At 72.2% G+C, this 20,608-nt stretch carries 15 protein-coding genes; 4 read left to right on the forward strand and 11 right to left on the reverse strand.

Going from position 1 to position 20,608, the window contains the following annotated elements; all coding sequences use genetic code 11:
* The first annotated feature begins 16 nt into the window (after positions 1 to 16).
* Positions 17 to 793, forward strand: a complete 777-nt coding sequence (locus tag F4559_RS20115; protein ID WP_184670915.1) for a hypothetical protein — start codon at positions 17 to 19, stop codon at positions 791 to 793.
* A 69-nt stretch (positions 794 to 862) separates the two neighbouring features.
* Positions 863 to 1,837, forward strand: a complete 975-nt coding sequence (locus F4559_RS20120; protein WP_312865731.1) for a helix-turn-helix domain-containing protein — start codon at positions 863 to 865, stop codon at positions 1,835 to 1,837.
* Positions 1,838 to 1,839: 2 nt separating this feature from the next.
* Here F4559_RS20120 and F4559_RS20125 read toward each other — a convergent pair whose 3' ends face one another.
* The 7 genes from F4559_RS20125 to F4559_RS20155 form a co-directional block, all read right to left on the reverse strand.
* Positions 1,840 to 5,658: a S8 family peptidase gene (locus F4559_RS20125; protein ID WP_184670919.1), complete on the reverse strand. Its 3,819-nt coding sequence runs from the start codon at positions 5,656 to 5,658 to the stop codon at positions 1,840 to 1,842.
* 201 nt (positions 5,659 to 5,859) lie between these two features.
* Entirely contained in the window at positions 5,860 to 6,498 is a 639-nt protein-coding gene (locus tag F4559_RS20130) for a lamin tail domain-containing protein (RefSeq protein WP_184670921.1), read from the reverse strand.
* Between the two features lie 136 nt (positions 6,499 to 6,634).
* Positions 6,635 to 6,910, reverse strand: a complete 276-nt coding sequence (locus F4559_RS20135) for a helix-turn-helix transcriptional regulator (protein WP_184670924.1) — start codon at positions 6,908 to 6,910, stop codon at positions 6,635 to 6,637.
* Between the two features lie 207 nt (positions 6,911 to 7,117).
* A complete protein-coding gene (locus tag F4559_RS20140) occupies positions 7,118 to 7,621 on the reverse strand; it encodes a lamin tail domain-containing protein (protein WP_184670926.1) in 504 nt (167 codons plus the stop codon).
* A 230-nt stretch (positions 7,622 to 7,851) separates the two neighbouring features.
* The gene (locus F4559_RS20145) at positions 7,852 to 8,097 is read right to left on the reverse strand and encodes a hypothetical protein (RefSeq protein ID WP_184670928.1); all 246 of its coding nucleotides are present in this window, start codon (positions 8,095 to 8,097) and stop codon (positions 7,852 to 7,854) included.
* Between the two features lie 165 nt (positions 8,098 to 8,262).
* A complete protein-coding gene (locus F4559_RS20150) occupies positions 8,263 to 9,996 on the reverse strand; it encodes an ABC transporter ATP-binding protein (RefSeq protein WP_184670930.1) in 1,734 nt (577 codons plus the stop codon).
* The gene (locus F4559_RS20155; protein ID WP_246445273.1) at positions 9,993 to 11,747 is read right to left on the reverse strand and encodes an ABC transporter ATP-binding protein; all 1,755 of its coding nucleotides are present in this window, start codon (positions 11,745 to 11,747) and stop codon (positions 9,993 to 9,995) included. The genes F4559_RS20150 and F4559_RS20155 overlap by 4 nt, the downstream gene beginning before the upstream one ends.
* A 190-nt stretch (positions 11,748 to 11,937) precedes the next feature.
* Between F4559_RS20155 and F4559_RS35275 the strand changes: the two genes are divergently transcribed.
* Entirely contained in the window at positions 11,938 to 12,249 is a 312-nt protein-coding gene (locus F4559_RS35275; protein WP_184670933.1) for a hypothetical protein, read from the forward strand.
* 139 nt (positions 12,250 to 12,388) lie between these two features.
* Positions 12,389 to 13,327: a hypothetical protein gene (locus F4559_RS20165; RefSeq protein WP_184670935.1), complete on the forward strand. Its 939-nt coding sequence runs from the start codon at positions 12,389 to 12,391 to the stop codon at positions 13,325 to 13,327.
* Here the strand turns inward: F4559_RS20165 and F4559_RS20170 are convergent.
* From F4559_RS20170 to F4559_RS20185, 4 genes are all read right to left on the reverse strand, one after another.
* The gene (locus F4559_RS20170) at positions 13,324 to 14,166 is read right to left on the reverse strand and encodes an alpha/beta fold hydrolase (RefSeq protein WP_184670937.1); all 843 of its coding nucleotides are present in this window, start codon (positions 14,164 to 14,166) and stop codon (positions 13,324 to 13,326) included. The genes F4559_RS20165 and F4559_RS20170 overlap by 4 nt on opposite strands.
* 61 nt (positions 14,167 to 14,227) lie before the next feature.
* The gene (locus tag F4559_RS20175; RefSeq protein ID WP_184670939.1) at positions 14,228 to 17,422 is read right to left on the reverse strand and encodes a DUF2961 domain-containing protein; all 3,195 of its coding nucleotides are present in this window, start codon (positions 17,420 to 17,422) and stop codon (positions 14,228 to 14,230) included.
* Positions 17,423 to 17,480: 58 nt separating this feature from the next.
* Positions 17,481 to 18,983 (reverse strand): FG-GAP-like repeat-containing protein, encoded by a 1,503-nt coding sequence (locus F4559_RS20180; protein ID WP_246445274.1) that lies wholly within the window; start codon positions 18,981 to 18,983, stop codon positions 17,481 to 17,483.
* Between the two features lie 14 nt (positions 18,984 to 18,997).
* On the reverse strand, positions 18,998 to 20,581 hold the full coding sequence (locus F4559_RS20185) for an FG-GAP-like repeat-containing protein (RefSeq protein ID WP_184670944.1): 1,584 nt from the start codon (positions 20,579 to 20,581) through the stop codon (positions 18,998 to 19,000).
* Positions 20,582 to 20,608: the final 27 nt, after the last annotated feature.

Below are 20,608 nucleotides of genomic sequence, written 5' to 3' on the forward strand. Positions count from 1 at the left end.
ACCGTAGTGTCCGTGCGTGATCTCTACGGCCCCGCTCTCCGACGACTGGCGTCGACAGCTCGTCGAAGCCTTCGAACTCCTGCTCGACGGCCCGTTGTCCCGGCACCCCGTCGACGCCGTCTACGCCACCTTCCTGGACGGCAACCTCATCCACGAGCTGGAGTTCCACCGCGACCCGGCCTGGGTCCGACCGGCCGCGCTGCGCGGCGCCGAGCCGGTGGTGTGGGACCTCCCGCTGTTCGACGAGGACGCGACCGCGCCGACCCTGGACGCCGCGCACTCGATCTTCGAGGTGGACGGCCGGGATCCCGCGCCGCACCCGGCGTTCCACGCCGACCTCGCCGCGGTGGCGTTCGCGCCGGGCCTGGTGCGGGGCGCGGACCTGGCGGTCGTGGCCGAGCGGCACGGCGTCGACCTGGCCGACGGGACGTGGGCCGGCCGCTGGTGCGTGGCGTACGCCCGGCTCGTGTCGGACGGCACGCTGTTCGACGCCATGCGGGTCGCGCTGGCGCTCGGCGACGGACCGGACGGCGTGCTCCCGCTGGAGGCCGAGGCCGGCGAGGAGTGGGCCGAGGCACTGGAGGCGGTGGAGAACCCCGCGCTGCGCGCCCACCTCGCCTACTTCTGCACCGACGGCGAGGAGGGCCTGATCTACGCGGGCACCGACCGGACGGGCGGCGACATCCTGGCGGGCGCGGGCTGTGAGGTCGTCGCACACTGGGAGGAAGGGCAGTCCCAGGTGGAGTTCACCGTCGTGCGACTGAGCGATCTCGTGGCGGGAACCGTGAAGTAGCCGGGGTCCCGGACTCCTTGCCGGGCACGTGCCCGCGTCGGAAGGATGTCGGTCGTTAGGAGGCCGCCCGTGCCGGATCCGACCGCGCTCGACCTCACCTCAGCGGAAGTGGACGTCTACCGGGAGTTGACGGACCGGGCCGGTACCGCGGCCCAGCTCGCCGCGCGCCTGCGCATCGGCGACGACCGGGTCCGCACGGCACTGCGCGGGTTGCGGCGCCTGGACCTGGTCGTCCGGTCGTCCGGCCGGCCGGCGGTGTTCAGCGCGGTCGCACCGGCGATCGGCCTCGGTGGACTCGTGTTGCGCCGCGAGCGCAAGCTGGAGGAGTTGCGCCGGCTGCAGACCGAACTCCAGGAGCGCCACAGCCGCGCGGTGCGGGGTGCCGAACCGACCGAGTTGCTGGAGGTCGTCGGCGGCACGGACGGCATCGCCCGGCGGGCGGCGCAGTTGATGCGCTCGGCGCGGCACGAGGTGCGGTTCGTGGACAAGCCGCCGTACGCCGAACCGCCGAGCATCCTGCACCCGGTGGAACGCGACCTGCTCGACCGCGGCGTGCGCTTCCGCGGCGTCTACGACCGCGACGGTCTGGAGATGCACGGTCTGGAGGAGGACCTGGAGCCGGGACTCGCGCTCGGCGAACAGGCCCGGGTGGTGGCCGACGCGCCGTTGAAGATGATCCTGGTCGACCGCCACTCCGCGTTGATCCCGTTGGACTCGTCGGCACCGGACGTGCGCACCGCACTGGTCGTGCGGCCGTGCACGCTCCTGCACGCGCTGGAACTCCTCTTCGAGAACCTGTGGCGGGAGGCGCTGCCGCTGTCCCTGATCGACGGCGAGGACCTGTCCGCCGTGGACATGCGGCTGCTCGGCCTGCTCACGACCGGCATGCCCGACCGCACGATCGCCAAGCAGCTCGGGCTGAGCTACCGCACGTTCCAACGCCGGCTGCACGACCTGATGGAAGCCCTCGGCGCGCAGACCCGGTTCCAGGCGGGACTGCGCGCCGCGGCGAAGGGCTGGGTCCGGCTGTCCGTGCCGGACTGACCTCACCCGCTCCGGTAGGTGCCCCGGATCGTCTGCCGCACCGTGTTGCCCCGGCTGTCGCGGGCGTCGACCCGCAACGAGACGTCGCCGGACGCCGCCGGTGCCGCCACACTCCACACGCCGCCGCCCCGCGGTTTCGCGACGACGTCGGTCCACGTCGTCCCGTCGGTCGACCAGGCCACGTGCACCCAGACGACCGGCCCGGCGTCGTGCGCGCCCGTGTGCGACGCCACCGCGAGGTCGAACGTGTCACCGCTCAGGGTGTTGGTCACGTCCAGCGGCAGCCGGTAGTCGACCTGGATCAGCGGTTGGAACGCGCACCGGTCGCCGTGCTGGCACGAGTAGCCCGGCGGCGGGGCGTCGTCCGACCTGGACGAGGTGAACGTCCACGTCGTCTCGATACGCCGGGCATGCCCGAACAGCAGCGTGCTCGGCGCGCCGATCCGGCCCGCGCCCGCCATCACGTCGGTCACCTCCAGCCGGTACCGGGCGCTCCGCGGCGCCAACGCGAACCGGGGGAAGCGCGCGAACGGGTCCTTGACCGGCAGGATCTCCAGGTCGTCGCGGAACAGGCGGGCGGTGGTGGTGGCGAAGTACTTCGAGTTCTCCTGCGGGCTCACGAAACCCTGCCCGTCCACCCACTGCAACGCGGGCGTGAACATGTCGCCTTCGCGGCACTGCGAGCACGGGACCCGCCACCGACCCTCCGCCGACGGGTACCGGCCGGGGTGGTCGGCGTTCAGCTCCACCGCGCCGGGACGCAGCGGTGCGCGGAACCAGAACTCGTCGGGGCGGGTGCGCTCGCCGGGTTTGTAGACGTTGAACCGGTTGATCGACAGCGCGGCCCGGCCCGGCACGCCCAGGGTCGTGACGCGCTTCCACACCGTCCGCTGGTCGCCCGGACCGGTGTACTCGGTCCACGTGCCGGGCGCGGTGATCCCTACGCCCTGGACGAATTGCGTCTTCCACAACCCGTCGGGGAACGCGTACCAGCTCTTGCCCGCCGTCAGTCCGGGCTGGTCGGCGTGATAGGCGGTCCTGGTCGCGACGAGGTCCTCGGGTCGGTACCGGCGCACGCGGTCCTTGGGCACGCCGTTGCGGTCGACGACGCTCAGGTTGAACATCGCCTCCGGGGTCGCGCGGACGGTGATCGTGACGTCGCCGCCCTTGGCGCGCAACGACTCGCCCTGCGCCTGGTCCAGGGTGAACACCGGCAGCGCGGCCCCGACCGGCGGGGTGGGCGCGATCGCACCGGGCAGGTCCACGTAGGCCACGAGTGCCGCCGCGCCGGCCCGCGCGGCGGTCTGCGCCGCCTTGGACATCGCCAGGTCCACCGCGCCCACCGGGTCCGCGGCGCCGGTCGGCGGCGCGATGCGGACCACGACCGCCTTGCCTTTCACGTCCCCGCCCGGGGGGACGAGGGCGAACCGGTGCCCGCCCACGAGGGATCCGGTCACCGACCCGACGTCGTAGCCGGGGTCCAACCGCCGTCCCCCGGCGTCGACGAGGTCGACGGCCGCGCTGCCGAGGATCGCGTAGTCCTGCAACGAGATCGCGCCGACCTTCGTGGGTGCGGCGGGCGTCACCCGCGTCTCCCAGTCCGCCGCACCGGCGCTGAGGCCGATCTCCGTGGTGTTGCCGACGCCCCCGGCGGGCGCGGGCAGGACCCGGCGCAGCGTGACGGTGCGGTCGCGCTGGTCGGTGCGGACGGTCGTGTCGCCGCGGACGGGCACCGCCGCCCGGCAGTCGAGTGTGACCGTGGTGGGCTTGTCGACCACCAGCTCGGACGCGCCGAGCCCGCACCAGCGCCGCGCGGTGAGGCCGTTCTCCACCACCCAGCCCAGCACGCTGTAGGTGCTCCGGGGCAGCGACACCCGCCCGACGCCGCCGACCAGGTCCACCCAGTGCTCCACCTGGTCCAGGAAGGGGTCGTTGCGGTTGCCCTCGCCCAGCGCGTCGTCGACGACCTGGGCGAGGGCCTCGGTCGCGGGGGCGCCGGTCGAGTCCAGCACCCGTACCGAGATCGGTTGCGCGGGCGGCGGGTTGTAGGTGCTGACCGGGGTGCGGATCGTGCCGCCCTGGGCGTCGCCGACGACGATCGTGCCGCCGTACACGCCGGCCGGTCCCGCGTCCGGGTCGACCGTGACGGTCGTCGCGGCGGTCGAGCCGGGCGGGAGGGACAGCGAGCCGGTGGTCAGCCGCATGCTGTCCGGCTTGGGCGGCGTGCCGTCCCACGACTGGACGCCCAGCGACAGGTCGACGTGCTGCGGCGTGCCGCCCTCGTTGCGGTAGACCACCTGGTGCGCGGCCGGTTCCGTGCCCTCGACCCGGCCGAAGCCCGCCGACGCCGGGCCGGTCATGCGCTGGGTGAGCGCGCGCGGGATGTCCAGTCGGCCCGCGCCCTGCTCGTACCACTTGAGGCCGACGTCCTTCGCGGTCGAGGCGAGCACGTCCTTGATCACCCCACCGGTCCAGTCGGGGTGTTGCTGCGCCAGGAGGGCCGCCGCGCCCGCGACGTGCGGCGTCGCCATGGACGTGCCCGACGACGAGGTGTAGCGGTCGTCCACCGGCGTGCCCATGGACGTGCCGGCCGCCCGCGCGGCGACGACGTCCACGCCCGGCGCGACGATCTCCGGCTTGACCAGCGCGTCGCGCAGGCGGGGACCTCGGCTGCTGAACCACGCCAGCCGGTCGTCCCGGTCCACCGCGCCGACGGTCAGCGCCGACGCCGCCGCGCCGGGTGTGGTGACCGTGCGGTCGCCGGAGCCGGAGTTGCCCGCCGCCGCGACGAAGAGCGTGCCGTGTTCGGCCGACAGCCGGTCGACCAGTTCGCTCAGCGGGTCGGTGCCGTCGGTGACGCCCGCGCCCAGGCTCAGGTTCACGATCTTCGCGCCCTGGGCCACGGCCCACTCGATGCCCGCCATGACCTGGGACTCGTCCCCGGAGCCGGTCCGGTCGAACACCTTGGCGGACAACAGGGTCGCGCCCGGTGCCACGCCCCGGTACTTCCCGCCGGACGCCGCTCCCGAGCCCGCGATGGTCGACGCGACGTGGGTGCCGTGGCCGTGGTGGTCGCCGGTGTCGCCGTCGCCGCTGAAGTCGGCCTCGGCCGCGACCCGGCCGACGAGATCCGGGTGTCCGACGTCGATCCCCGTGTCCACGACAGCCACCGTGACACCCGTGCCCTCGGCGTCCGGGTCGGGCGCGGCGGCCGGTGCGGACCGGGGCGCGGCGTGGTCGAGGACCGGTTTCACCTTGCGGTCCAACGACACCTTCGACAGGCCGAGGCTGTCCGACTTGAGCGCGTTCCAGAATCCTGGGGCCTGCGCCTTGTCCACCCGCAGACCCACCGCGCCGGTCAGGTGGGTCGTCACGGCGAGCGCGGCCGGCCGGCCGTCGGTCTTGGCGATCACCGGAATCACCGGGGTCTCGCCGTCGGTGCGGCCCTCGGCCGCCAGCGTGGTGACGTTGAACAGGGCCGGGTCCAGCCTGCCCGCGGTGATCAGGGGCACCGCGTCGGAGGGGTAGACCGAGACGCCGCGACTGTTCGTGGTCGTGGTGAACGCGAGGCGACCGCCGTTCTCCCGCGGTGCCGGTTCGATGCGGGCCGCCGCCGGGTTGTCGTCGTAGACGACGACGTCGCCGGTGATGAGCGTGACCCGGTGGGGCGACGCCGGTTCGGCGGGTCCCGGTTCAGCGGGTGCGGTTCGGGCCGGCGGGGTGCCGCCGGGCGCGGCCGATGCACCGGGCGGTGCGCCGTACAGCGGAATCGCACAGACCAGCAGGGCCGCACCGGCCAGTGCGCGAAAACGTGCGGACATGGCGTTCCTCCTCGGATGCAGGGAATCCGAGGATGAGTGCCGGCGGTCTCCGGAGAAACTGTTGAACGTGGCGGCAAGTCGCCGTCGGCGACTTGCCGCCACGTGTTCGGGCCCCGACCGCATCCCTGCGGTCGGGGCCCTCCGAAGCCCGGCCCCGAAGCCGGGCATACCGGTCCGTCACCGGCCGGTTCGGGTCACCGGTCAGTTCAGGTCGCCCGGCGTCGCCGTGTGCAGCGAGAAGTCGAGCATGTTGTCGTCGGTGTCCGTACTCAGGACGTCACGCGCGGCGGACACGTACCGGGTCGGGTCGACGACCGGGAGGTTCGCGGTCGCGCGGGCCGGTTGGCCTTCACGCGCGATCGCGGGCACCGATGCCGAGAACGCCACGCCGTCGACCCGCGCGTTGTTGTTCGTGGAGATCAGGACGGCGCCGTCGTCCGGGATTCCGGCCGGCAGGTCGAGCACGTAGGGCACGACCTGCACGCCGCGCTGGATGGTGCCCGAGAAATCCGGGCCGGTCAGCACGATCACGGACTGCACGCTTCCGCTGGGCTGCAGGACCGTGTTGGCCGGGAACAGGATCGTCTTGTACTGCGCGTTCTGCGCGTTGTAGATCCGAACCTGGAAGTTCTGCGCCAGTTTCACGGTCTGGCTGCTCACATTGACGATCTCCACGAATTCGTCGAGTTCGCCGTTGGGCCCGCTGGTCGCCACTTCGTTGACGACCAGGGACGACGACGCCAGCGGTTGGCTGTCGTCGGCCGAGGCCACCGTGACACCCGCCGCGATCATCGTGGCAGCGGCGGCGAGGACGACCGCTCCGCCCAGAATTCGACGCATGACATTGCCCCTTTCCTCGTCTTTCCCGCCGGCAGTCTCCGCCGGCCCTCAGAACACTGCCCGGGTGTCGCCCACCGATGTCAGGGGCCAATTGTGTGCGGCAAATTTGACAGAAGTACCGACCTGGTCCGGACGATCAGTCGTGGTCCGTCCGGCGCAGTGCGCGGGCGATCGCCGCGGCTCGTTCGAACTTGTACTCGGAGATGTCGAGGACCTTTCCGAGCCAACCGCGCCAGTACGGCCCTGGAATGCGTTTCCCGCGCTCCCAACGGGATACCTCCTCCCTGGTTATGCCGCTGCCGGAAACGGCCCGCAGTCGCGCGGCCAGGTCGTACTGGGTCATTCCACGTTCACGCCGCAACTGCGCGAGGACTGCGCTTAGTGTTCCGCTGTCGAGGTGTTCCGTTGGCATGACAGATTCTTCCCGTCGACCGGAGCGGGCATGACGTCACCCGGTGGCGGCGCGTGCCGGGAGGCCACTGTCCGCGCGGGGCGAACTCGAACGGATTCGGCGGTCGGAGGACGAGCGGACAGCCGGGCCGCCCGCGGGCGGCCCGGCCCGCGCGGCGGCGGGACCCGGATCGGCGGGCGCGACGGCGTCCGATCGGACGGATCGTGGTCACCCGACCGTCGGGGCGCACGTGAAGTCGGCCCGGTTGTCGTCGGTGTCGGTGCTGAGTGCGTCCCGCTGCGGTGCCATGCCATGACCGCACGGCAACGCCGCCTCCTTCTCCCGGCACGGCGAGTCGGGCGTGAGGGCGAACCGGTCGACGAAGACCCCGCGCCGGTCCAGCAACGCCGCGCCCTCGCCGTCGACGGCGGGCACGGTCACCTGCCGAGTGCCGTCGCCGGCGAAGTCGCCGCCCGCCACCAGCACACGTCCGCCGGGCGGCACCCGGAAGCCCGCGGGGAATGTCACGAGGGCATTCTTCTCGCGTCCCGAGCAGGAGACCATCGACCAGCCGGACAGGTCGGTCCAGGCACTCGACGGATTGCGCAGGTCCACATAGCCGGTACTGCCGGAGTTGTTTGCGCCGTGAACTTTCACGGCGGGCTGACCGGGCCCCACCAGGGATGCTCCTATCAGCGCGAAGGCCACGACATCATGGGTCAAAGCGGTCATTGTCCCGAGTCTGGTACGGGTCGGCCGTGCCGGCAGGGGGCCAATGCCGGCGATCGGGGGAGTCGGAAGTCCCCGTTCCCCGTGCCGCGCCGTGCGGACAAGCAACGTCGGCACGGCACGACGCACCGCCGACGAGAAGAGCGGAATTCACGAAAACCGCCGACCACTCCACCCCCGATTCCGGACGACGATTCACCGATCGGTCGTGGGACGGCCTCCCGCTCCGGCCGTCACCGGACGAAGACACCCCAACGCGCGAGCACCTGCCGGGTTTCCCGGGCATCCTGTTCCGCCTGTCGCGCGACGTCCTCGACCTCGACGTGGTCGAACGGTTCCACGTCGAGGACTTCGTCACGGCCTGGATCGTCGACCGGCACCTCGTCCTCAGCCCGGCCGACGACGAGGACCCCGACCAGGACTACGACCCGGAGGAAGCGCTGTCGATCATCGTCGGCGTCCGGGACGAACTCGCCCAAGGCGACCACCGCGCGCTCTACCTGGCGTGGCTGGCCGGCTACGGCACCTGGGAACGCGACGAGGACGCGTTCGACCGCGAGGAGGACGACACGCTGGAAGCGCCCGTGCCTGGCGCAGGCGCACCGGGCACGGAGAAGACGCAACTTAGTCCACTGTGGACACGATCACCGTGCCTCCGCACCCTGCCAGGACCGCCACAGCGCGGCGTACGTCCCGCCCGCCGCCACCAGTTCGTCGTGGGCGCCCAACTCCGTGATCCGACCGTCCTCCATCACCGCGACCCGGTCGGCGTCGTGCGCGGTGTGGAGGCGGTGGGCGATGGCGATCACCGTGCGGCCACGCAGGACCGCGGCCATCGAGCGCTCGGCGTTGCGCGCCGTGGCGGGGTCGAGCATGGCGGTCGCCTCGTCCAGCACCAGGGTGTGCGGGTCGGCCAGCAGCACCCGGGCCAGCGCGAGCTGTTGCGCCCTGGCCGCGTCCAGCCGGGTGCCGTCCGCGCCCAGCGACGTGTCGAGACCGTCGGGGAGTTCCCGCGCCCACCGTGCTTCGACCGCGGCCAACGCGTCCCACATCCGCGTGTCGTCCGCGTCCGGCGCGGCCATCGCCAGGTTGTCCCGCAGCGTCCCGGTGAACACGTGGTGCTCCTGGGTCACCAGCAGGACGTGCCGCTCCGCGCCGTCCGCGAGCAGGTCGGCCACGGCCACGCCGCCGACGGTCACCTCGCCCTCGCGCGGCACGTCGAGGCCCGCCAACAGCTTGCCCAGCGTGGACTTGCCCGCCCCCGACGGCCCGACGACCGCCAGGCGTTCGCCGGGTCGCACCTCCAGGCTCACGTCGCGCAGGACGTCGCGGCCGGGCACGTAGGCGTAGCTCACCGCCGAGACGCGCAGCCGGTCGTCGTGCGGCGACGGCGGGGTCACGGGTGGCGTGGCGGCCTCCGCGACGCCTTCGAGGCGCGCGAGCGCGGCACCACCGCTCTGCAACTGCTCCACCCACAGCAGGATGCGGTTCAACGGGTCCACGAGCTGCCACACGTAGAGCCCGGCCGCGACGACCGCGCCCAGGCCCAGGTGACCGCGCAGGTAGCCGAAACCACCCACGAGCAGCACCGCGAACGTGGGCAACGCATGGGCGAGGTCCGTGATCGGGAACAGCACGGTCCGCAGGAACAGCGTCCGGGTCCGCGACCGGTACACGTCGTCCACCGCGTCGTCCACTTCGCGGACCCGACGGGCGCCCAGGCCGAACACCTCGACGGTGCGGGCACCCTCGGCGGTGCCGGCCATGCTCTCGGCGACGGCGGAGTTCACCTCGCCCTCGGCGAGGTAGGCGGGCCGGGCGCGGCGCAGGTACCAGCGGGTGACCAGCCACAACGCGGGCAGCCCGACGAGCGTGCACAACCCGAGCACGGGGTGCAGCAGGAACACGACCACCACGATGAACGCCACCTGGAGCCCGGCGGTGAACACCTCGGGCACGGCCGTGCGCAGGGTCGTGCCGACGGTCGCGACGTCCGCGGTGGACCTCGTCAGCAGGTCGCCGGTGCCGGTGCGCTCGACCACGGCGGTGGGCAGCGCGAGGACGCGGTCGACGAACCGCTCGCGCAACCCGGCCAGCGCCCGCTCGCCGAACCGGTGCGCCGTGTAGCGGGCGTACCGCGTCAGCACGAGCTGGGCGACGGCCGCCGCCACGACGCCGAGGGCGAGCCGGTCGACGATCGCGACGTCACCGCGTTCCACGGCGTCCACGATCCGGCCGAGCAGCCACGGTGCCACGAGCGACGCCACGACGGCGAGGACGTTGAGCAGCACCGCCCACGACAGGTCGCCCCGCGTCAGCATGAGCCGGGTCGCACGCCGCACCTGCCGGGGTGTGGCGACGGGCAGCCGCTCCGTCATCGCCGTGCTCCTTCGCCCGCCAGGTCGTCGTCGCGGTGGACGAGCCGGCGGTAGTCGTCGTCGGTGGCGAGCAGGCGCGCGTGGGTCCCGGAAGCGGCGACCCGTCCGCCGACCAGCAACGACACGTGGTCGGCACGGTCGAGCACCAGCGGCGAGGAGGTGACCACCAGGGTGGTGCCGCCCTCGCGCGCGGCACGCAGCCGACCGGCGATCCGGGCCTCGGTGTGGGCGTCCACGGCCGAGGTCGGCTCGACCAGCAGCAACACGTCCGGATCGGCGAGCAGGGCCCGCACCAGGCGCAACCGTTGGCGTTGACCGCCGGACAGGTCACGGCCCTGCGCCGCGACCGGGGAGTCGAGCCCTTCGGGGAGCGCGGCGACGAGGTCCTCGGCGGCGGCGGTGTGGACGGCACGGCGCACCGCGTCGTCGTCCGGCGTGGCGGCGGGCGCGACCACGTCCCGCAGCGCGCCCGCGAACAGGTGCGCGTCGCTGTCGGCCACGACGATCCGCGCGCGGACCTCCGTGAGCGACATCCGGCCGAGCGGCACACCGCCCCAGGCCGCGGCGGAGTCCGCGTAGCGGGCGAGCCGGTCGACGACCGCGAGCGCCTCGGCCGGTCCGGTCGCGACCAGGGCGCAGAACCGCCCGCCGGGCACGACCAGGCCCGACGCGGGATCGTGCAGATCGGCGTCGGCGGCGGGTCCGGGCACCGGCGGCTCCGGGTCGTCCAGATCGGGCCGCACGTCCAGGACGGCGATGACCCGGCGTGCCGAGACGACGCCCCGCGTGAGGTCGTCCGCGCCTTCGACGAAGGCCGAGACCGGGACGACCAGCGCCGCGACGTAGCCGTACACGGCCACCATCTCGCCGACCGTGAGGGCGCCCGAGGCGGTCATCCGCGCGGAGATCCACACCACCGCGGCCAGGAACACGACGGGCAGGCACACGCCGAGTGCCTGCACCCGGCTCGTGATCGCGCCGACCCGGAAACCGTTGTCGCGCAACTCCCGCGACCGCGCCCGGTACCGGTCGGCGAACACGCCTTTGCCGCCGATGCCGCACAGCACCCGCAACCCGCCGACGATGTCGGCCGCCAACGCGGTGACCGCACCCTGCCGTTCCCGGTAGGCGGTCTCGGCCCGGTCCAGCCGTCCGAGGAGCGGACCGACGACCACCAACAGCACCGGCACGCCGACGAGCACGACGGCGGCCAAGGCGGGCGAGATGCCGAACAGCAGCACGGCCACGACCGCGCAGGCCACGACCGCGCCGAACCCCGGTCCGGTGATCGTGAGGGTCTGGGCGACCCGGAAGAGGTCGGCGGACCCGACGGTGGACACCTCGCCCGCGGCCACCCGCTTGGGCAACGCGGCACCGAGTTCGGCCATGCGCCGGACGAGCACCTGGACGGTCCGATACGCACTGTCCACCCGGATCATCGTCATCGTCCGGTGCCGCATGATGCCGAGGAAGGCGTTGACCAGGCCGACCACGAGGACCGCCGTGGCCCACACCAGCAGCGCACCCGGGTCGTTCGCGCGCAGCCCCCGGTCGATCGCCTGGGCGATCAGGTAGGGCGGCAGCATCAGGCCGACCATCCACAGCGAACCCCACAGCGCACCCCGGAGCACCCGGCCGCGCTGACGCCACACCAGCCACCACAACAGGTGCCACGGTCCCCTGGTGTCCGGCGTGCCCGGGTCCGCGTAGGGAACCCTCGTCCGCACACCGACTTCGTCCCGCTGTCGCAAGCGCCCTCCCCCGGTCCACCCGCACCCTACGTGCCGCGATCCGCCATCCGGACGACAGGCAGGCCGTTGATCGGGATCGCGGGCGCCGCACGCACACCCCTCGCGCGGGTGCCGATGTGGACGTCGCCCGCGCCCGCCGTGCCGGCACCGACCACTCCTCGGTGCCGTACCGGAAGTCGTCGAGCAGCCGGTGGTCCCCCACCTCCGGCGGTGTCCGCGCGGGACCGGCGGCCAGGATGGGCAGCGGCAGGACGTCGGCCAACGCGACCGTTCCGGTGTCCGCGAGCGGATGGCGCGCGTGCACGACGACCACCCGGCGTTCCCGGTACAGCAGGTGCCACGAGTGCCGTCCGGGGTCCAGGGGCAGCCTGGTGAACGCGACGACCACCTCGTCGCGCACCAGCGCGGTGCGGGCGCGGGCGACCGGCAGTTCCGCCCGGAAGTGCGGGCGGACGTCCGGGAACGCGGCGGCGAAGGCCGCCGGGATCGGCTGGGGCAGTGAGCCCGCCGCCGCGTAGATCGGTTCGACCAGCGCGCGCCCGGCCGGGCTGAGCCGGGGACCGCGCGGGAGCCGCTCGACCAGCGCGTGCCCGACCGACCGTTCCACGCCCACCGGCGCATCCTCACGGCATGCTGGGGCGATGGACACTTTGGGAGCGGTGGCCCACCGCGGTGGTCTTCTGGTGCGGCGGCCGGAACTGACCGTCGGTGTGAAACTGGCGGTCGCCCGGACGACCGGCATGGACTGGGAACTGATCGCCCGGCGGCCACCCGACCGGCGGAGCGCGACGCGACGACAACAGGACGTCCGCCTGGTACCACCCCTCGAACCCGCGCCTCGCCGCCTGCTGCCGACAGCCGACGAAGGCCTCGACCTCCGCTTCGGCACGCTGGACGACGCGGGCCGGGCGCACTGGCACTTCCCCGTCCACAGCTCCGCCGGTACTGGCGACCACCACGAAGGACCGAGCCACGACGTCGTGTTCCGGCTCCCGCCCGCGTTCGACCGGATCACCCTGGTCTTCGCGTGGCCGGAGATCGGCTTTCCGGAAACCACGATCACCCTGCCGCTGCCCGACCGCACGGCGGTCGACCGGGCCACCCGGTCGGTCTGGGACGCACCCGTCACCGCCACGACACCGGTCCCACACCTCGCCCGCCGCACCGCCGCCCACCTCCGGGCGAACGCCGAGGAAGGCATCGGCATCGCGCCACCGCAGGTGCTGCACCGCGGCGAGCACGCGGCGATCGTGCTCACCCACCTGGCCGCCGTCGACCGGGTCCTGTCCTTCGGTCTGTCGGGCCACGCCCATGGAGACACCGCGCGGACGATCGCCCGTACGGCCTTCGGCCCACCGCACGGCACCGACCCGTCCCCGACCGTCGCGTTCGTCGCGGACGGTGAAGCCTTCCAGGTTCAGGCGTACTCCGGCACGTCCTTCGGGAGCGGCGCCGTCCATACCGACAGACAGGACTTCTTCGTGCCACGTCCGCACGACGACGTCCTGGACCTGCTCGTCGCCTGGCCGATCGTGGGTCTCGCCGAGGCACACGCCCGCATCACCCCGGCCGGGCCCTAAAGCGCGAGCATCGCCTCGGCGACGACGTCGACCGCCGGATCGGGAATCGCGGTCGCCGCCTGGTCGAGCACGAGCAACCGCGCGCCCGGGATCTCCCGCGCGAGCGCCTCGCCGTTGCCGACCGGGAAGAACCGGTCGTGCCGACCGTGCACCACGAGTGTCGGAGCTGCTACCTCCGGCAGCCGCTCACGCCAGCGCGGCGTGCGGTCGAGCCTGGAGAACACCATGCCCAGCTGGTTCGCCATGACGACGGCGGGCTCGGTACCCGGCGTGCGGTCGAAGATCCGCCCGGCCCGGTCGCCCGCCGCGACCGGGTCGTCGCCCAGGATTCCGGCACCGGACGCGGCGAACTCCACCACGGCCGCGCGGTCGGACCAGTCCGGCATCGGGCGCGCGAACAACCGGCCCAGCGCCGCCGCGTCGTGGTCGGGCAGAGCGTCGTCGACCGGACCGGGGGCGACGGGACGCGTGCCGACGAGGGTGACGGCCGAGAACGCGTCCGGGTGGTCGAGCACGGCGACCTGGGCCACGAACCCGCCGACACCGACACCGGCCAGGTGCGCGGGCCGATCGTCGAGCCCCCGGGCCAACGCCGCCGCATCGGCCGCGAGGTCCCGCAACGTGTAGCCCGGCGCGTCCGGGTCGACGGTCGTGGAAGCACCGGAGTCACGCAGGTCGTAGCGCACGACGTGCCGCCCACCACGCGCCAACGCCAAGCACAGCCCGTCCGGCCACGAGAGCATGGTCGGGCCGCCCACCAACAGCACGAGAGGTGCCCCCGCGTCACCGAAACTCTCGATCCCGAGCGTGACACCGCCGGGCGTGCGGAACGACTCCATCCGCCCAAACTACCGCGAGACGACGGTGGGCCGCAGGATTCCCCGCGGCCCACCGGAAGGGTCAGAACAGGCTGGGGCGCGGCACTTCCTGCCCGACCGCGAACCCGTCGTGCCAGCGCACGCCGTCGCCGACGAACCGCGACCCGTTCGACGTCGCCACGTACACGTCCGCGGTCGTGCCCCGGGTGAACGTCACGACGTCGTCCCGACCGTCACCGTCGAAGTCGCCCACGCCGGGCAGCTCCTCACCGACCGCGAAGTGGTCGTGCCACCGGGTCGACGCGCCGAAGGACGACCCCGTCGACAGCGCCACGGACACCGTTTCGTCCACAAAGGACACCACGTCGTCGCGACCGTCGCCGTCCACGTCGCCCAGCGTCGACCGACCGGGCAGCGCGGCGTGCCAGCTCCAGGCGTTCTGCACGAACTTCGTGCCATCGGACAGTGACACGTACGCCGCCCCGCCGGTGAACGTCACGATGTCGTCGCGGCCGTCCCCGTCCACGTCGCCGACCGCCGGGCGCTCGGTGCCCACCGCGAAGTGGTCGTGCCACTTCCAGCCGGCCTGCGCGAAACCGCGCCCGGTGGACAGCGACACGAACACGTCCGCGTTGTCGCCCCGGGTGAACGTGGCGATGTCGTCGCGGCCGTCGCCGTCGAAGTCGCCGACCAGCGGCACCTCCGCGTCGGCGGCGAAGTAGTCGTGCCACTTCCACCCGTCCTGCGCGAACTTCGTGCCGTCGGACAGCGACACGAACACGTCGGCCGCCGCACCGCGGGTGAACGTCGCCACGTCGTACCTGCCGTCACCGTCGAAGTCGCCGGTCACCGGGATCTCGCCGTCGATCGCGAACCGGTCGTGCCACTTGACGGCGTCGCCGACGAACCGGCTGCCGTCGGACTTCGCCGCGAACACGTCCGCGGCCGTACCCCTGGTGAACGTCACGATGTCATCGCGGCTGTCGCCGTCCACGTCGCTGCTCAACGGGTGCGCGGTGCGCGCCGTCGCGACCGCGCTCGGCGTGCCCGCGTTGCCCGCGGCGTCGACCGCGACGACCTTGTAGTACCAGTTCTGATTCGCGCGCAACACCTTGTGCGCGAACGACGTCGAAGCCGTCGTGCCCACCACGGTGAACGGGCCGGACGCCGAGGTCGAGCCGAGCACCCGATAGGTGTCCACGGCCACGTCGTCGCTCGCGGGCTGCCAGTTCAGGCGCAGCGAGTGCGCACGCGTGCCGGAGAACGCCAAACCGGTCGGCACCGAAGGCGCGGCGGTGTCCAGGAACGGCGGCACGAGGCTGTCGGCGGCGTACTTGGCCGCCGTCCACGCGCCGCCGACCGGGCGCAGCGTCACGGCGATCGACGACTTGCCCGCCGTCGCCGACGACGGCAACGCGTAGGTGTCGTCCAACCACCGCGAGATGTCATTGCCCAGCGGCTGTGCCCACGTGCCGACCGACACGCCGTCCACGAGCACGTCGGCCCGTTGTCCGGCGCGGGTCTGGTCGCCGAGCCTGCGCAGCAGCACGCCGGTATTGGTCGACGCGACCGCGAGCCGGAACGAGGTCTGGCCGGTGGACGACCGCACGTCGTCGCGCACCACGACCTCGTCCTCGTCGCCCTCGAACCGGGACTCCAGCGCCGCCTGCGCGCCGCCGGTCTCCGTCCAGGAGTGGGCGGAGCGGGAGGCCGGGTCGCCCGCGTCGAGCACGTCCGTGCGGCGGGTCGCCGTCTCGGGCCGTGCGTAGAGGTAGGCCGTCGTGGAGTACTCGGCCGGCACATCGTTCTGCGGGCCGTGTTCGATGCCGAAGTCCAGCGCGGACCCGTAGCCGATCGAGTCGGCCAGCATCAGCCGGTAGACCGAGTCGCACTCGGTGGCGCAGCCGTCCCGCGCGACGAGGTGGCGGGTGTTGCCGTTGAACGGGTTGCCGAACTCGCCGCGGTCGAAGTACCAGCCGCCCTCGTAGAAGTCCTCGGTGCCGGTGCCGTGCCACTGCGGGCTGGGCGAGGAGTCGACGTGCACGCGCTCGTCGCCCTCCAGGTAGCCGCGACCGACCGTCGCGCCGCGCACGTTCTGGGTGACGCCGACCAGCTTGCCGCGCCCGGCGGCGGACACCATCGCCCAGTCCTGGCCGGGCGTGGTCGCGCCGACCTTGGACTGGGTGGTGAAGTACCCGGCGTCGCCGCCGGGGCCCAGCGCGGTGGTCCACCGGGCATCGGGCGCGGACGTCACCTCGGTACCGATGCCCGACACCGCCGCCGTGCCGGTGTTGACCAGCTCCACGGTCGCGCCGGTCCGGTAGGGCATGGGCCACCAGCTCGACGACCAGCCCGCCGGGTCGGACGCGAACATCAGCGAGCCCAACGTCCTGGCGGTGCCCAGGCCCGCGCCGAAGAACTCGCGTGCCGGACTGTCCACAGTGGTCTTGCCGTCGAACGTGATCCGCAGTCGCAGGGCCGACAGGTCGCCGCGCAACCGCAGCGCGGAGATCGCGCCGGGGCCGGTCGGCTGGGCCAGCGTGGTCCGCGCGCCGGGGGCGAGCGACACGGTGCGGGACGCCGTCGTGGCACCGGCCGCGGCCGGTTTCGGGTCACGGGTGCCCGACGCGCGCAGCGTGGCGAGGACGTCGTCGGCGCGGTCGGCGGGGTTGAACGCCACGACCCCGTCGGCGGTCGGGAAGTGCCGGTAGTCCACGTGGTAGAAGTTGGGGTTGCGTTCGACCGTGATCTTCATCGAGGTCCGGTACGGCATGGGCACCTTCACCTGCACGCCACCGGAACTCTGGTCGGCCGTCGTGACGAGCGGGTGCACGAACGGTGCGCCCTGGCCGCCCGACACGAGGCTCTGGAGCGAGCGGTCGACGACCGTCCGCCCGTCCAGCTCGATCCTGATCTTGCCCACGGCCGTCATGTCGCCGGTCGGCCGCCCGGCGGTGCCCTGGGTGAACCACATCGACGCGATCTCGCCCGCGCCGGCGTCCTCCGCGATGACGCACCCCTGCGCGTCGGTGCGCAGGCACGAGTACCGGCCGGAGAACCCGTCGTGGTCGTTGGAGCCGTCACGGCCGAAGCTGGAGAACTGCCGGGTCTGGCCGCCCGGCGGGGTGAGGGTCGGCAACCGGTCGAGCTGCCGGTAGGTGTCCCAGCCGTGGGCGCCGACCTCGGCGACGGCCGTCGGGTCCGCGTGCGCGACCGGCACGGCGAGCGCCGCGGCGGTCAACGCCACCACGGTGGCCCGGAACGCTGTTGTCCGCATGACTCTGCCTCCCAAGAGGGGAAGCGGGGACGCCGTGGGCGTCCCCGCTTCGAACGGGTCAGGCCCCGGGCGGGCTGACGTAACCGGAGATCAGCACGTTGTTGCCGCCGGCGCGGGCCGTGATCGGGTTGATCGTGCTCAAGGCCACCTTGGAGGTGGTCGGGCTGCCGCCCGCCGCGTTGCCGTCGATCGTCGAGATCGTGCCGTTCGAGTTGACCGACGCCACGATGGCGACGTGGCCGCCCATGCCGGAGCCGGGCTCGCCGTAGATCACCCAGTCGCCGACGGCCGGGTTGCCGACCTGACCGGCCGGGCGGCGCTTGAACAGGCCGCGCTCCGCGCCCCAGCTGCCCAGGTCGGTGGCGACGCCCTTGCCACGCGGGACACCCTTGATACCGGCTCGGTCCCACACCCAGGTGGCGAAGTAGGCACACCAGTTGTACCTCGCACAATCGCCGTACTTGAGGCAACCCGGGTACTTGACGCCCAGCTCGCCGCGTGCGACGTCGACAATGGCGGTACGCAGCGACGTGGTGCCGCCCAGCAGGAACGTGGCGATGTCCGCTTTCCGGTCACCGTCGAAGTCGCCCACGCGGGGCACCTCGGTGTTGGTGGCGAAGTGGTCGTGCCACTTGATCGAGGTGCCGACGAACGCGCTACCGGTGGACGAGGCCACGAACACGTCGGCCGCCGCGCCGCGGGTGAACGTCGCGATGTCCGCCTTGCCGTCGCCGTTGAAGTCGCCGACCTCGGGAAGCTCGGTGCGGATCGCGAAGAACTCGTGCCACCTCCAACTGTCCTGGACGAACTTCGTGCCGTCCGACAGCGACACGTAGACGTCGCCCGCCTCGCCCCGGGTGAAGGTGACGATGTCGTCCTTGCCGTCGCCGTTGAAGTCACCGGAGTCGACGATCTCGCCACCGATGCCGAAGTGGTTGTGCCACACCGAACTCGGGCTGAACCCGGAGCCGGTCGACAGCGCCACGTAAACGTCCGACGTGTCACCGCGGGTGAAGGTGGCGATGTCGTCCTTGCCGTCGCCGTTGAAGTCGCCGACCAGCGGGGTCTCGTTGCCGATCGAGAAGAAGTCGTGCCACTTCACCGACGTGCCCGCGAAACCCGACCCCGTCGACAAGGCGACGAACACGTCACCGGTGCCGGAGCGGGTGAACGTGACGATGTCGTCCTTGTTGTCGCCGTTGAAATCGCCGACCAACGGAGTTTCCGTGCCGAAGGCGAAGTTGTCGTGCCACTTCACCGACGTGCCGCTGAAGCCGTTGCCCGTGGACAGCGCCACGTACACGTCACCGGAGGTGCCCTGGGTGAACGTGGCGACGTCGTCCCTGTTGTCGCCGTTGAAGTCACCCGTCAGCGGGATCTCGTTGCCGATGCCGAAGAACTCGTGCCACTTCCAGCTGTCCTGCACGAACCGGCCACCGTCGGACAGCGACACGTACACGTCGCCTGTCGGGTCCGCGGCCGACGCCGTGGGCGCGGTGCCGGACACCCCCGCGAGCGCGGCGGCGCCGACGGCGAGTGTCGCCAATCCCTTCCTGAACATGCCTTCCCCCTTCATCAGAGCACACCCGGCGCCGGGATCTCGGCGCCGATCGCGAAGAACTCGTGCCACTTCCAGCTGTCCTGCACGAACTTCGTGCCGTCGGACAGCGACACGTAGACGTCACCACCGGTACCCCGGGTGAACGTCACGATGTCGTCCTTGCCGTCACCGTTGAAATCACCGACGCCAGGAATCTCGCCGTCGATCGCGAAGTGGCCGTGCCACACCGAACTCGGGCCGAACCCGGTCCCGGTCGACCGCGCCACATACGCGTCGCCCCGGCCGCCTCGGGTGAACGTGATGATGTCGTCCTTGCCGTCACCGTCGAAGTCGCCCACCGAGGGCAACTCGCCGTTGACGGAGAAGAACTCGTGCCACTTCACCGACGTGCCCGCGAAGGACGAGCCCGTCGACCGCGCCACGAACACGTCGCCGCCCGTGCCGCGGGCGAAGGTGACGATGTCGTCCTTGCCGTCGCCGTCGAAGTCGCCCACACCGGGGATCTCGCCACCGGCCGCGAAGAAGTCGTGCCACTTGACCGACGTCCCGGCGAACGACGAACCCGTCGACAAGGCAACGAACACATCCGCGTTGGTGCCCCGCGTGAAGGTCGCGATGTCGTCCTTGCCGTCGCCGTTGAAGTCGCCCACGGCCGGGATCTCGTCGCCCGCGGCGAAGAATTCGTGCCACTTCACCGACGTCCCGGCGAACGACGAACCCGTCGACAAGGCAACGAACACATCCGCCGCGGTACCCCGGGTGAACGTGGCGACGTCGTCCTTGCCGTCGCCGTTGAAGTCGCCGGTCAACGGGATCTCGTTGCCGGTGGCGAAGAACTCGTGCCACTTGACCGACGTGCCCGCGAACCCGGACCCGGTGGAGGCGGCCACGAACACGTCCGCCGCCGTGCCCCGGCTGAACGTCGCGATGTCCGTCTTGCCGTCACCGGTGAAGTCCGTGCCGCCACCGCCGACGATCACGTCGGTGCGGCTCGGCCCGATCGTGTTCAGCGCGTACAGGTTGTACGTCCGCATGACGCTGATGACATCGGAGGCATAGGACGGCCTGTTGTTGTAGACCGGGGCCACCGCGGCGATGAACCGGTCCGGGTCGTGCCGGAACGGCAGCGCTCCCGCGTAAGCGTCGACCGTCGTCACCAGTCGTCCGTAGTCGCGGTAGGAGTCCCGCATCGAGGCGTAGACCCGGAAGTACGCGGTGGTGGTGTAGCAACTCCCGTCCGGCCGGCACTCGTCCGTGACGTACTTGTGGCAGCCGATCGCGATCGGACCGGGCCTGTCCGGCTCAGCGCACTTGAAGCCGAAGTGGTTGTTGTCCTTGGTCGTCAGCCCGCTGGCGCCCCACCTCGACTCGATGCCTGCCTGTCCCAGAATCACCGATGCCGGGATGTCGTACTCCGCCATCACCGCCTGCGCGACGGGCCCCGCCATCGCGATGTAGGCCGCCGGGTCGACGGCCGCGGCCCCGACCTGATCCGTACTCGGCAAAGGATCGGCGCCCGCCGTTCCCGCCGCGGCGGCGAGTGCCGCCGTCACCATCACCAGGGCGCGCACCACGCGCCCTGTCCGTCTGTCCGTCATGTCGTCCCCGGTGTCCGCTTGACCGGG

This window comes from Saccharothrix violaceirubra (genome assembly GCF_014203755.1).
GTDB classification, from domain to species: Bacteria; Actinomycetota; Actinomycetes; order Mycobacteriales; family Pseudonocardiaceae; genus Actinosynnema; species Actinosynnema violaceirubrum.